The 12,580-nt window shown below is 68.2% G+C and carries 10 protein-coding genes; 5 read left to right on the forward strand and 5 right to left on the reverse strand.

What is annotated here, in order from left to right; translation table 11 throughout:
- The first annotated feature begins 68 nt into the window (after positions 1-68).
- Positions 69-1,274 (forward strand): MFS transporter, encoded by a 1,206-nt coding sequence (locus RD110_RS25240; RefSeq protein ID WP_076205656.1) that lies wholly within the window; start codon positions 69-71, stop codon positions 1,272-1,274.
- A 1-nt stretch (position 1,275) separates the two neighbouring features.
- Here the strand turns inward: RD110_RS25240 and RD110_RS25245 are convergent, their stop codons facing one another.
- Entirely contained in the window at positions 1,276-2,613 is a 1,338-nt protein-coding gene (locus RD110_RS25245) for a chloride channel protein (protein WP_076203378.1), read from the reverse strand.
- Between the two features lie 114 nt (positions 2,614-2,727).
- Here RD110_RS25245 and ssb point away from each other — a divergent pair, with 114 nt between their 5' ends.
- Positions 2,728-3,264 (forward strand): single-stranded DNA-binding protein, encoded by a 537-nt coding sequence (gene ssb / locus RD110_RS25250; RefSeq protein ID WP_076203381.1) that lies wholly within the window; start codon positions 2,728-2,730, stop codon positions 3,262-3,264.
- Positions 3,265-3,344: 80 nt separating this feature from the next.
- On the opposite strand, the gene katG is transcribed toward ssb, so the two are convergent.
- Positions 3,345-5,582 (reverse strand): catalase/peroxidase HPI, encoded by a 2,238-nt coding sequence (katG, locus tag RD110_RS25255; RefSeq protein ID WP_076203384.1) that lies wholly within the window; start codon positions 5,580-5,582, stop codon positions 3,345-3,347.
- A gap of 173 nt (positions 5,583-5,755) precedes the next feature.
- On the opposite strand from katG, the gene RD110_RS25260 reads away from it, so the two are divergent.
- Genes RD110_RS25260 through RD110_RS25270 form a run of 3 tightly spaced genes read left to right on the forward strand, consistent with a single transcriptional unit; the run spans position 5,756 to position 8,557 of the window.
- Positions 5,756-6,946, forward strand: a complete 1,191-nt coding sequence (locus RD110_RS25260) for a benzoate/H(+) symporter BenE family transporter (protein ID WP_076205659.1) — start codon at positions 5,756-5,758, stop codon at positions 6,944-6,946.
- A gap of 24 nt (positions 6,947-6,970) precedes the next feature.
- Positions 6,971-7,939 (forward strand): glutathione synthase, encoded by a 969-nt coding sequence (gshB, locus tag RD110_RS25265; protein WP_076203387.1) that lies wholly within the window; start codon positions 6,971-6,973, stop codon positions 7,937-7,939.
- Between the two features lie 9 nt (positions 7,940-7,948).
- Complete coding sequence (locus tag RD110_RS25270) at positions 7,949-8,557, forward strand: glutathione S-transferase (protein ID WP_076203390.1); 609 nt, start codon at positions 7,949-7,951, stop codon at positions 8,555-8,557.
- Positions 8,558-8,572: 15 nt separating this feature from the next.
- Here the strand turns inward: RD110_RS25270 and RD110_RS25275 are convergent, their stop codons facing one another.
- From RD110_RS25275 to RD110_RS25285, 3 genes are all read right to left on the reverse strand, one after another.
- Positions 8,573-9,907: an ABC transporter ATP-binding protein gene (locus tag RD110_RS25275; protein WP_076203393.1), complete on the reverse strand. Its 1,335-nt coding sequence runs from the start codon at positions 9,905-9,907 to the stop codon at positions 8,573-8,575.
- Between the two features lie 8 nt (positions 9,908-9,915).
- Positions 9,916-11,661 carry an ABC transporter permease gene (locus tag RD110_RS25280; protein ID WP_076203397.1) on the reverse strand — a complete coding sequence of 582 codons (1,746 nt, stop codon included), beginning with the start codon at positions 11,659-11,661 and terminating at the stop codon, positions 9,916-9,918.
- 156 nt (positions 11,662-11,817) lie between these two features.
- On the reverse strand, positions 11,818-12,579 hold the full coding sequence (locus tag RD110_RS25285) for a class II glutamine amidotransferase (RefSeq protein ID WP_076203400.1): 762 nt from the start codon (positions 12,577-12,579) through the stop codon (positions 11,818-11,820).
- Between the last annotated feature and the right edge of the window lies 1 nt (position 12,580).

Genomic DNA, 12,580 nt, shown 5'->3' on the forward strand with positions numbered 1-12,580 from the left:
CGCCCGTGTCCGATTCCACCTATTCGCCCGCCGGCCCCGCCCTGCCCCCGCTGGCGTCTGCCGGCGCCATGACGCCGCCCGAGCGGCGTGCCAGCCTGTCGCTGGCGGCCATCTTCGCGCTGCGCATGCTCGGGTTGTTCCTGGTGCTGCCGGTGTTTGCGCTGGAAGCGCGCAAATACCCGGGCGGCGACGATCCGGCGCTGGTCGGCCTGGCCATGGGCATCTACGGCCTGACCCAGGCGTTCCTGCAGATGCCGTTCGGCCTGGCCTCCGACCGGCTCGGCCGCAAGCGCGTCATCGTCGCGGGCCTGCTGGTGTTCGCCGCTGGCAGCTTCGTGGCCGCCGCGGCCGACAGCCTCGGCGGCCTGCTGCTCGGCCGCGCACTGCAGGGCGCGGGTGCGGTGTCCGCCGCCGTGACCGCGTTGCTGGCCGACCTGACCCGCGACGCCGTGCGCACCAAGGCCATGGCGCTGGTGGGCGGCAGCATCGGGCTGATGTTCGCGCTGGCGCTGGTGATCGCGCCGCCGCTGGCGGCCCGCGTCGGCCTGGCCGGCCTTTTCGGGCTGACCGGCGCGCTGGCCCTGGGCGCCATCGCGCTCTTGCTGTGGCAGGTGCCGGCCGAGCCGGCGCGGCATCCGCAGGCGCCGCGCGGCCGGCTGAGCGACGTGCTGGCCCATGCCGACCTGCGCCGGCTCAATGCCGGGGTGTTCGTCCTGCACACGGTGCAGATGGCCATGTGGGTGGCGGTGCCGGCGCTGCTGGTGCAAGCCGGGCTGGCCAAGGACCACCACTGGCAGGTCTACCTGCCGGCCGTCCTCGCTTCCTTCGTGGCCATGGGAGGCGTGCTGTTTCCGCTGGAGCGGCGCGGCTTCCTGCGCGGTGCGCTGCGCGGGGCGGTGGCCCTGCTCGTGCTGGTGCAGTGCGGCTTCGGCCTGATCGCCTGGCACGGGGAGCCGGCCAGCGGGCTCTGGCCGCTGGCCGGCCTGCTGTTCCTGTTCTTCTGCGCCTTCAACGCGCTCGAGGCCAGCCAGCCGAGCCTGGTGTCCAAACTCGCGCCCCCGGCGCTGCGCGGCGCCGCGCTCGGCCTCTACAACACCTTGCAGTCGCTCGGCCTGTTCGCCGGCGGCGCGCTCGGTGGCGCCTTGGTCAAGCTCGCGGGGGCACCGGTGCTGTTCGCGGCCACGCTCGGGCTGTGCGTGTTCTGGCTGGGCATCACCTGGGGCCTGCGGCCGATCGGTGTCGCACCATCGACGCCACACAGCGGCAGCCACTGAATCAGTGCGCGGCTGGGCTCCGATCCCGTTCGGCCACGAAGGGCCGGGTCATGAACTCGGCCAGGCTGCCGTACAGCGGCCGGCTCACCATGCGCGACACCAGGCTGGCCAGCATCGCCGCCGACATCAGACTCAGCACCATGGCATGGCCGTCCACCATCTCCATGACGATGATGAACGCGGTCAGCGGCGCCTGCGTGACGGCCGCGAGGAACGCCGCCATGCCCATGGCGATCAGCGCCGCCGAGATGTCGCCGCCCATCAGCACCGCCACGTTGTGCCCCACGCCCGCGCCGATCGACAGCGAAGGCGCGAAGATGCCGCCGGGCACGCCGCACCAGGCGGTGAGCCAGGTGGCGGCGAACTTGAGCGTCACATAGAAGGCCGGCAGGTCGAAATCGCCGGCCAGCATGTCACGCACCGCGTGCGAGCCCGCGCCGAAGGTGGCGCCACCGGTCACGGTGCCGATCAGCGCGATGGCCAGGCCGCCCGCCGCCGCAAACCGCACCGGGTAACGGCCGCGCCAGCGGCTGATGCGGTCCGGCGAACCGGTGAGCGAGGCCAGCAGCAGCCGCGCGAACAACCCGCCGAGCACGCCGCAGCTCAGGGTGACGACCAGACCGGGCAACAAGGCGTCCCAGCCCAGGCGCGGCACCTTGATCACGCCGAAGTAGCTCAGGTTCCCGAAGGTGGACACCGCCACCAGGCCGGCCAGGACGATGGCGGTGATGATCAGCCCGCTGCTGCGCGATTCGAGCTTGCGCGACAATTCCTCGATGGCGAACACCACGCCAGCCAGCGGCGCGTTGAAGGCCGCGGCGATGCCGGCCGCGCCGCCGGCCACCAGCAGCGCATGGGCATTGAGGCCCGAACCCAGCCGCAGCCAGCGCTGCGCATGCTGCATCACGCCGGCCGCCACCTGCACCGAAGGCCCCTCGCGGCCGATCGACAGGCCGGCCAGCAGCCCCGCCGAAGAAAGGCCGATCTTGGCCAGCGTGAGCTTCAATGACACGAAACGCCCGCGCGCCTCGGGTGGCAGGCCGGGATCGAGCGCGGCCATCACCTGCGGAATGCCGGAGCCGCCCGCGCCCGGGAAATAGCGCCGCGTGAGCCAGGCGATGGCGGCGGTCAGCGCCGGCGTCCACAGGAACACCGCCCAGGGATGGGCGTGGTACAGCGCCTCGAACAGGCCGAAAGTCCGGTCGCTGAGCAGGGTGAAGCCCACCACGAACAGCCCGGCGGCCACCGCGTAGGCCAGCACGATCGCGCGTTCCAGCCACAAACGGCCATTGGACAGCTCGCCACGCAGGTTCTGCAGGAAATCGGGCTCGCGGTGCATACAGGCACATTTTGGCACGGCAGCGCCGCGGCTATGAGCGTCCCGCGGGATGCGGCACAATCAGTGGTCTGGCGCCGGGCGCGCCATTTCAGACTCATCTACAGGCAAGCGAACATGGCATCCGTCAACAAAGTCATCCTCATCGGCAACCTGGGCCGCGACCCCGAAGTGCGCACCTTCCCCAGCGGCGACCGCGTGGCCAACGTCACCATCGCCACCACCGAAACCTGGAAGGACAAGCAGACCGGCGAACGGCGCGAAGCCACCGAATGGCACCGCGTGGTGTTCCGCGGCGGCCTGGCCGGCATCGTCGAGCAATACCTGCGCAAGGGCTCGCAGGTCTATGTCGAAGGCTCGATCCGCAGCCGTAAGTACAACGACGCCTCGGGTGTCGAAAAGTCGATCACCGAGATCATGGCCAATGAAATGACCATGCTCGGCAGCCGCCAGGGCCAGGGCGGCCCGCAAGGCGGCAGCGACGGTGGCTACGACGATGGCGGCGGCTACGACAACAGCCCGCCACCGGCGCGCCGGCCCGCCGCGGCACCGGCTGCCGCTCGCCCGGCCCCCGCCGCGCGTCCACAGGCCCCGGCACCGGCGCCGCGTGCATCGAGCGGTTTCGACGACATGGACGACGATATTCCGTTCTGAGCCGGTTTCTCGCGCCCAACAAAAAGGGCCTCCAGCACCATGCTGGAGGCCCTTTCACTTTGGGGCGCAGAAGCGGCCGCTCAGGCGATGTCGAAGCGATCGAGGTTCATCACCTTGGTCCAGGCCGCCACGAAGTCGGCGACGAACTTGTCCTGCGCATCCGCGCTGGCATAGACCTCGGCCACGGCGCGCAGTTGCGCGTTCGAGCCGAAGACCAGGTCGGCCCGCGTCGCCGTCCACTTGAGCTCGCCGGTCTTGCGGTCGCGTCCTTCGTACTGGTCGCTGGCGACCGGCTTCCATTCCGTGCCCATGTCGAGCAGGTTCACGAAGAAGTCGTTGCTCAGGCTGCCCGGTTTCTGCGTGAAGACGCCGTGTTTCGCACCGCCGACATTCACGTCGAGCACGCGCAGGCCACCGACGAGCACGGCGAGCTCGGGCCCGGTCAACGTCAGCAGCTGGGCCCGGTCGACGAGGAAGACCTCGGCCGGCACGCTGTAGCGCCCTTTCACGAAGTTGCGGAAGCCATCGGCCACGGGCTCCAGCGGGGCGAAGGACTCTACATCGGTCTGGGCCTGCGAAGCGTCGGTGCGGCCGGGTGTGAACGGCACCTTCACCTTGCCACCGGCCGCCTGTTCCACGCCCGCACTGCCGGCGAGCACGATCAGGTCGGCGATGGAGATCCGCTTGCCGCCGGTCTGCGCGGCGTTGAATTCGCCTTGGATGGCTTCGAGCTTCTGCAGTACCTGGGCCAGCTGCGCGGGCTGGTTGACGGCCCAGTCCTTCTGCGGCGCGAGGCGGATGCGCGCGCCGTTGGCGCCGCCACGCTTGTCCGAGCCGCGGAAGGTGGAGGCTGAAGCCCAGGCCGTGGACACGAGCTGCGCCGTGGTGAGCCCGGAGGCCAGCACCTTTTTCTTCAGCGCCTCGACGTCCTGTGCATCGACCAGCGGGTGGTCGACGGCGGGCACCGGGTCTTGCCAGATCAGCTCTTCGGCCGGCACCTCGGGGCCGAGGTAGCGCACACGCGGCCCCATGTCGCGGTGCGTGAGCTTGAACCAGGCACGCGCGAAGGCATCGGCGAACTGGTCGGGGTTCTCGAAGAAGCGCCGCGAAATCTTTTCGTACGCCGGGTCGAAGCGCAGCGCGAGGTCGCTGGTGAGCATGGTCGGCACCAGTTTCTTCGATGCATCGTGTGCGTGCGGGATCGTGGCTTCGGCGCCCTTGGCGGTCCACTGGTGGGCACCCGCCGGGCTCTTCGTCAATTCCCACTCGAAACCGAACAGGTGCTTGAAGTAGTCGTTGCTCCACTGCGTGGGCGTGGTGGTCCAGGTCACTTCCAGGCCGCTGGTGATCGCGTCGCCGCCCTTGCCCGAGCCGAAGCTGTTCTTCCAGCCGAAGCCCTGGTCCTCGATGCCGGCGGCTTCGGGCTCGTGCCCGACGTGGTCCGCAGAGCCGGCGCCGTGCGTCTTGCCGAAGGTGTGGCCGCCGGCGATCAGCGCCACGGTTTCCTCGTCGTTCATGGCCATGCGGGCGAAGGTGTCGCGGATGTCGCGGGCCGAGGCGATCGGATCGGGCTTGCCGTCCGGGCCTTCGGGGTTGACGTAGATCAGCCCCATCTGCACGGCGGCCAGCGGGTTTTCCAGGTCGCGGGTGTGCGGTGCCTTGCTGTCGTCGTCCTTCACCAGCACGCCGTGGTCCTTGTCGACACCGGGGGAGCCCTGCGTGTAACGGATGTCGCCGCCGAGCCACTTGGTCTCACGGCCCCAGTAGACGTCCTGGTCGGGTTCCCAGACGTCGGGACGGCCACCGGCGAAGCCGAAGGTCTTGAAGCCCATGGTCTCCAGGGCCACGTTGCCGGTGAGGATCATCAGGTCGGCCCAGGAAATCTTCTGGCCGTACTTCTGCTTGATCGGCCACAGCAGGCGGCGTGCCTTGTCCAGGCTCACGTTGTCGGGCCAGCTGTTGAGGGGGGCAAAACGCTGCTGGCCGCGGCCAGCGCCGCCGCGCCCGTCGCCGATGCGGTAGGTGCCGGCGCTGTGCCAGGCCATGCGGACGAACAAGCCGCCGTAGTGACCGAAGTCGGCCGGCCACCAATCCTGCGAATCCGTCATCAAGGCGGCGAGGTCCTTCTTCACGGCGGCCAGGTCGAGGCTCTTGAACGCCGCCGCATAGTCGAAGTCGGCGCCCAGCGGGTCGGACTTGCTCGAGTGCTGATGCAACAGGTCCACACGCAACTGTTTGGGCCACCAATCGCGGTTGGTCGTGCCGTCGCCGGCCGCCTGGCTGAACGGGCACTTGGCCTGGCTCTTTTCATTTTCCATGGGGAAGACTCCTGGTTTTCTGGGTGAGGTGAAGGGATGGCAAATTCTCAAGCAGAAGCCGCCCCGACGCCAATAGAACCCCTATATGCCGGTGATAGCGCGCGGGGTCGCCGTCGCCTTGCCGGCCCCCCTTGCGCGATGCTGCGCCCGTCGCGCCCGGCACAATCGCGGCCATGCGTTTTTTCAAAGACATCAGCCTTTCGGCCTTCACGGCCGGCTTCGTATCGGTGCTGGTCGGCTTCACCAGTTCGGTGGCCATCGTGTTCCAGGCCGCGCAGGGCTTTCACGCCACACCCGCGCAGACCAGTTCGTGGATGTGGGCGCTGGGCCTGGGCATGGGCCTGTGTTCCATCGTGCCCTCGCTGTGGCTGCGCAAGCCGGTGATGGTGGCCTGGTCCACGCCGGGCGCGGCGGTGCTGGCCACGGCCGGCCTGGCCGGTGGTTTCGACATGGCCGACGCCGTCGGCGCGTTCCTGGTGTCTTCGGCGCTGATCACGCTGTGCGGCGTGACCGGCTGGTTCGAGAGGATCATGCAGCGCATCCCGGTGGCGATCGCCTCGGCGCTGCTGGCTGGCGTGCTGGCGCGCTTCGGCCTGCAGGCCTTTGCCGCGGCGCAGACGGCGCTGCCGCTGGTGCTGCTGATGCTGGCCGTGTACCTGCTGGGCAAACGCATCGCGCCACGTTATGCGGTGGTGGCCACGCTGCTGGTCGCTATTCTTTACGTAGCAGCACGTGGAGAGATGTCTGGCGCCAGCATCACATTTGACTATGCAGTTCCAGTGTTCACCATGCCACGCTTCACCCTCGCCGGCACGGTGAGCCTGGCGCTGCCGCTGTTCGTGGTGACCATGGCCTCGCAGAACCTGCCCGGCGTGGCCGCGATCCAGGCCGCGGGTTATGGCGGGCCGGACGGCATTCCGGTGTCGAAGGTGATCACGCTGACCGGCGTGGCCGGCCTGCTGCTGGCGCCTTTCGGCGCGTTCGCGCTGAACCTGGGCGCCATCACGGCGGCCATCTGCATGGGCCGCGAGGCCCACGAAGACCCGGCCCGGCGCTACACGGCGGCCGTGTCCTGCGGCGCGATCTTCGTGGTGATCGGCACCTTCGGCGCGGCCGTGACGGGTTTGCTGACGGCCTTCCCCAAGGAACTGGTGATCGCCATCGCCGGCCTGGCGCTGCTGGGCACCATCGGCAACGGCCTGGCCGCGGCCGTGCGCGACGACGCCACGCGCGAGGCGGCGCTGATCACCTTCCTGGTCACGCTCAGCGGCGTGGCGATCGCCGGCATCGGCTCGGCCTTCTGGGGGGTGGTGGCCGGCGCGCTCGCCTTATTTGTGCAACAGTACGGTCGCCGCACGGCCTAGCCTTCCTTTCAAGATCTCCAAGCCATGAATATTCTTTTTGTCGCCGACCCCCTCGAATCCTTCAAGATCTACAAGGACACCACCTTCGTCATGATGCGCGAGGCGCAGCGCCGCGGCCACACCATCTCGGCCTGCGAGCCGCGCCACATGCAGTGGCAGCGCGGCGGCGTGGTGACGGCGCAGGTGCGCGACATCCACCTCACCGGCGACAAGACCGACTGGTTCAGCACCAGCCAACCGCTGTTTGCCGACAGCCCGCGCCCGCTCAAGGATTTCGGCGCGGTCATCATGCGCAAGGACCCGCCCTTCGACTCCGAATTCTTCTACGCCACGCACCTGCTCGGCCAGGCCGAACGCGAAGGCGCACGGGTGTTCAACAAGCCGGCCGCGCTGCGCGACCACCCGGAAAAGCTGGCCATCATGGAGTTCCCGCAGTTCATCGGCCCGACCATCGTGACGCGCAGCGCCGACGACGTGCGCCGCTTCCACGCCGAACACAAGGACATCATCCTCAAGCCGCTCGACGGCATGGGCGGCACCGGCATCTTCCGCGTGAAGGAAGACGGGCTGAACCTGGGCGGCATCATCGAGACGCTGAACAGGTTCGGCGCGCAGAGCGTGATGGTGCAGAAGTTCCTGCCCGAGATCGCGGCCGGCGACAAGCGCGTGCTGGTCATCGGCGGCAAGCCCGTGCCGTATTGCCTGGCGCGGATTCCCCAAGGCGGCGAGGTGCGCGGCAACCTGGCCGCGGGCGGCAAGGGCGTGGCCCAGCCGCTGTCGGCGCGCGACCGCGAGATCGCCGAGACGCTCGGCCCGATCCTCGCCGCGCGCGGCCTGCTTTTGGCCGGCATCGACGTGATCGGCGACAGCATCACCGAGATCAACGTCACCAGCCCCACCTGCTTCCAGGAAATCTTCGACCAGACCGGCTGCGACGTGGCCGCGCTGTTCATCGACGCGCTCGAAGCCGCGCTGACCACCCACCCCGCCTGAAAGACCGCCATGAAGATCCACTTTTCCCCCGCTTCGCCCTTCGTGCGCAAGTGCCTGGTCGCGGCCCATGAACTCGGCGTGGCCGATCGCATCGAGAAGATGCCCAGCGCGGCCCACCCGGTGAACCGCAATCCGGTCATCGTCGAGAGCAATCCGCTGGGCCAGGTGCCCACGTTTTTCACCGACGACGGCACGGTGCTGTTCGACAGCCATGTCATCGTCGAGTACCTGAATGCCGAATTCGGCGGCAAGCTGCTGCCGCCCGCCGGCCCGGCGCGCTGGAACGTGCTGACCGAACATGCCCTGGCCGACGGCATGCTCGGGGCCACGCTGCTCGCACGTTACGAAATGGCCGTGCGGCCCGAGCCGCTGCGCTGGACCGCCTGGACGGACGGCCAGTTGGACAAGGTCTGGGCAGGCTTGCGCTGGCTGGAGCAGGCCGCACCCGGCTTCGGCAACCGCGTGGACATTGCCACCATCACTTTCGGCTGTGCGCTGGGTTACCTGGATTTCCGTTTCGCCGAGTTCGACTGGCGCGAGGGTGCGCCCGCCACCGCCGCGTGGTTCGCGGAATTCAGCGAGCGGCCATCGATGAAGGCCACTTTCCCAGGGGTCTGAGAAGGCGCTGGCGCCTCACGCCGTTTCGTCGGAAACCTCGCCCTCCGGCACGAACACCATGCCGGTCTTGGTGTTGAAGTCCATCAGGCCGGCGTAGCGCCCCCAGGCGATCATGGTCTGGAAGATGCGCTCGGGGTTGTCGTAGGGCAAGGCGCTGGCGATGTCCTTGATCACGCGCTCGGACGGCACCTCGTGGTATTCGTGCAGCAGCGCGAGGATGATGTGGAACAGCCGCAGCTTGAACACCTGCTCGGCGAAGATGGCGCGGCGCGCCTTCGAGTCCGATGCCACGAAACGGCGGCCCAGCTCGGTGAAGCACACCGTGTCCTTCGGCGTGTCGATCAGCTCCAGGATTTCGGCCGCCTTGACCAGCGAGATCGTTTCGCCGAACTCCCGGCCGATCTCGTCGGAGATGTCGTAGATGTTGGACAGCTCGGGCGAATCGGCCAGGATGCTCAGCAGGCCGAGGATCTGGCCGACCGGCACCAGCGGTATCGATTCCATGCGCGCCCTGGCCCGCGACACCGGCTGCCCCGCCACCGCCACCTCGGCCGGGATGTCGGGCAGCGTGGTGGTGGTGATGCATTCGTGGATCAGGCTCACCAGCCGCTGGAATTCGGGGCTCTTGGTGTCGCGCGGATAGGGCAGCGGGTTGTCCAGCACCAGGCCGAGCCGGCCCGGCCGCGGGAACAGCACCACGATGCGCGTGGCCATCTCCACCGCTTCCTCGATGTTGTGCGTGACCATGAAGATCGCGCTCAGCCCGGTGGCCGGGTTGCGCCACAGGTTCAGCAGCTCCTGGCGCAGGTTTTCGCCGGTGAGCACGTCCAGCGCGCTGAAGGCCTCGTCCAGGCACAGCAGCCGCGGCTGCGAAACCAGTGCGCGGGCAATGCCCACGCGCTGGCGCATGCCGCCCGACAACTCGCGCGGGTAGGCCGCGTGGTAGTTGCCCAGGCCGATGAGTTCGATGGCGCGGTTCACCGCGGCGTCGCGCTCCGCGCGGCCGATGGTGCGGGACATCAGGCCGACGGCCACGTTCTGCTCCACCGTGAGCCACGGATAGAGCGCGAAGGTCTGGAACACCACCGAGGCTTCCTCGTTGATGCCGTGCAGCGGCGCGCCCCGGTGCAGCACCCGCCCCGAGGTCGGCTCGATCAGCCCGGTGAGGCAACGCAGGATGGTCGACTTGCCCGAGCCGGACTGGCCCAGCAGGGCCAGCAGCTCGCCCTCGTGCACGGCCACGTCGATCTGGTCGAGCACCTTGAGCGGATGGCCACCGCCGGTGGTGAAGGATTTGGTGACCGCGCACAGTTCGGCGATGGGCGGTGTGGAATGGCTCTTGGTGTTCATGGGCAAAGTCAATCAAGCCGGAAGCGGCGTTCTGCAAAACCGTAGAGCCGGCGCCAGACCAGCTTGTTCATGGCCACGACGTAGAGCGACATCACGCCGATGCTGGTGATGATCAGCGGCGTGTTGCCGCTCTTGGTGACCTCGGCGATGAAGGCACCCAGGCCATCGGCTTTGAGCGTGGTGTCGCCCCAGGTGGCGAGTTCGGCGACGATGCTGGCGTTCCAGGCGCCGCCGGCGGCGGTGCAGGCCCCCGTTACCCAGAACGGGAAGATCGCCGGCAGGATCAGCGTGCGCCACCGCTGCCAGCGGCGCAGGCCGTAGATGCTGGCGACTTCCTTCATCTCGTTCGGGATCGCCATGGCGCCGGCGATCACGTTGAACAGGATGTACCACTGCGTGCCCATGGCGATCAGCAGGATGCTGCCCCAGTTCATCGGCGTGTGGGTGGCGACGAACAGCCCCACCACGATGGGAAAGGTCATGTTCACCGGGAAGGAGGCGCCGATCTGCGCCAGCGGCTGCGCGTAGCGGGCCACCTTGGGGTGGGAGCCGATCCACACGCCCACCGGCGTCCAGACCAGCGTGGCCAGCACCGTCATGGCCAGCACCCGCAGCAGGGTCAGCCAACCCAGCCACGCGATATGCCCGAACAGGCCGAGGGTGAGCGCGCCGTGCAGCGCCGCGATGCCTGCGAACACGCCAAGGATCACCTCATAGCCCAGCCATGCCGCGACCGCCAGGCCAGCGACGCGCAACGGCCAGCCGGCGCTCTCCTGCGGGCGCCTTGCGCCGGTGGAGGGTCTTGCGCGTCGCCACAGCCGATCCATCGCATCCTGCACCGGCTGCACGACGCGCCGGCCCAGCCAGGTGAATACGTAGGTGCCACGCAGCAAGGCATGGACCCAGGAGGTCGGTGCCACGCTGGACTCGGTGAGTTCGATCTTGAACTTGTCGGCCCAGACCAACAGCGGGCGCCACACCAGCTGGTCGCTCGCCAGGATCAGCGCCAGCATGGCCAGAACCGCCCATGCCGCGGCCCGGTTGTCCCCCTTCTCGATGGCCATGGCCATGTAGGAGCCCAGGCCGGGCAGCTTGATGTCCTTGTTCATCACGCTGATGGCCTCGCTCTGCGCCACGAAGAACCAGCCGCCGCCGAACGACATCATGGAATTCCAGATCAGGCTGTGCGCCGAAGCCGGCAATTCGACGACGCGAAAGCGCTGCCAGCGGCTCAGGCCGTAGGTGGAGGCGGCCTCCTGCATGTCGATGGGCACGGTGACCATGGAATGGTAGAAGCCGAAGGCCATGTTCCACACCTGGCCGGTGAAGATGGCGAAGATTGCCGCGCATTCCACGCCGAGCAGGCTGCCCGGGAACAGCGCCATGAAGCCGGCTACCGTGGCCGACAGGAAGCCCAGCACCGGCACCGACTGCAGGATGTCCAGCGCCGGCAGGATCACCGCCCGCGCGGCCTTGTGCTTCGCCGCCAGGTAACCCAGCGAGATGGCGAACAGCAGCGAGAAGCCGAAGGCGATCCACATGCGCAGCAAGGTGCGGCCGGCGTAATAGGGAATCTGGGCGGTGTCGAAATCGAGCTCCGGCACGCTGGCCGGATCGAAAGCCACCAGCATGCCGTGGCCGAAGTGCAGCGCGCTCCAGAACAGGCCGAGCAGCGTCAGCAGGACGACGCCATCCACCCAGGTGAAGCCTGACGGGTGGTGGTCCACCGCCAGTTGGGGGGAAGTGCTTTTCATGGTGGGCAGCGCGCGGAAGAGAGTAGCGGCGGCCGGGACGAAAAAAGACCCGCGATGCCACCAAAGCCGGGATTCTGGCCCGGGATTGTGAACTTCACGTGAACGGCGCGTGCGCGGCGCGTGTGCATTTCGCCCGCGCGCAGCCTCACCCCGGGATCACACGGCCCGGCCGTCCACGAACACCTTCAGTTCGCCCGGCGCAAAAGCGGTCCAGGCTTCATTGGTGGTGAGCGGCGCAGTCACCACCACGGCCACGCGGTCGTCCGGCGTGGTGGTGCGCGCGAAATCGATGTGGAGGTCTTCGTCGGCCAGCTGCGCATCGGCGAAGGGATGTTTTCGCTCCACGTAGTGCAGGTGCGTGGACGCATGCGCCCACAGGGCCTGGCCATTGGACAACATGAAGTTGAAGGTGCCGTGGCTGGCGACGCGCGCGGCCAGTTCGCGCAGCGTGATGGTGAGCTCGGCGACCGAGGGCACGCCGGCATGCGACTTGGCCATCTCCTGCATGATCCAGCAGAACGCGCGTTCGCTGTCGGTGCTGCCCACGGGCTGGAAGGCGGCATGCAGCCGCGGATGGAAATCCTTCAGGTCGCCGTTGTGCGCGAAGACCCAATAACGGCCCCACAGCTCGCGCACGAAAGGATGGCAGTTCTCCAGCGCCACCACGCCCTGCGTGGCCTTGCGGATGTGGGAGATGACATTCTTGCTCTTGATCGGGTAATGGCGGATCAGCTCCGCCACCGGCGAGGCGCAGGCCGGCTCATGGTCCACGAAATGCCGCAGCCCGCGCCCCTCGAAGAACGCGATGCCCCAGCCGTCCGCATGGTGGTCGGTGCGCCCGCCGCGCTCGGCGAAACCGGTAAAGCTGAACACCACGTCGGTGGGCGTATTGCAGTTCATTCCAAGCAGTTGGCACATG

This window comes from Rhodoferax koreense (genome assembly GCF_001955695.1).
GTDB classification, from domain to species: Bacteria; Pseudomonadota; Gammaproteobacteria; order Burkholderiales; family Burkholderiaceae_C; genus Rhodoferax_B; species Rhodoferax_B koreensis.

Bases quoted from the DNA above. Each gene is read 5' to 3' on its own strand.
- RD110_RS25240 (WP_076205656.1), top strand. From the start codon at position 69: ATGACGCCGCCCGAGCGGCGTGCCAGCCTGTCGCTGGCGGCCATCTTC.
- RD110_RS25245 (WP_076203378.1), bottom strand. From the start codon at position 2,613: ATGCACCGCGAGCCCGATTTCCTGCAGAACCTGCGTGGCGAGCTGTCC.
- ssb (WP_076203381.1), top strand. From the start codon at position 2,728: ATGGCATCCGTCAACAAAGTCATCCTCATCGGCAACCTGGGCCGCGAC.
- katG (WP_076203384.1), bottom strand. From the start codon at position 5,582: ATGGAAAATGAAAAGAGCCAGGCCAAGTGCCCGTTCAGCCAGGCGGCC.
- RD110_RS25260 (WP_076205659.1), top strand. From the start codon at position 5,756: ATGCGTTTTTTCAAAGACATCAGCCTTTCGGCCTTCACGGCCGGCTTC.
- gshB (WP_076203387.1), top strand. From the start codon at position 6,971: ATGAATATTCTTTTTGTCGCCGACCCCCTCGAATCCTTCAAGATCTAC.
- RD110_RS25270 (WP_076203390.1), top strand. From the start codon at position 7,949: ATGAAGATCCACTTTTCCCCCGCTTCGCCCTTCGTGCGCAAGTGCCTG.
- RD110_RS25275 (WP_076203393.1), bottom strand. From the start codon at position 9,907: ATGAACACCAAGAGCCATTCCACACCGCCCATCGCCGAACTGTGCGCG.
- RD110_RS25280 (WP_076203397.1), bottom strand. From the start codon at position 11,661: ATGAAAAGCACTTCCCCCCAACTGGCGGTGGACCACCACCCGTCAGGC.
- RD110_RS25285 (WP_076203400.1), bottom strand. From the start codon at position 12,579: ATGTGCCAACTGCTTGGAATGAACTGCAATACGCCCACCGACGTGGTG.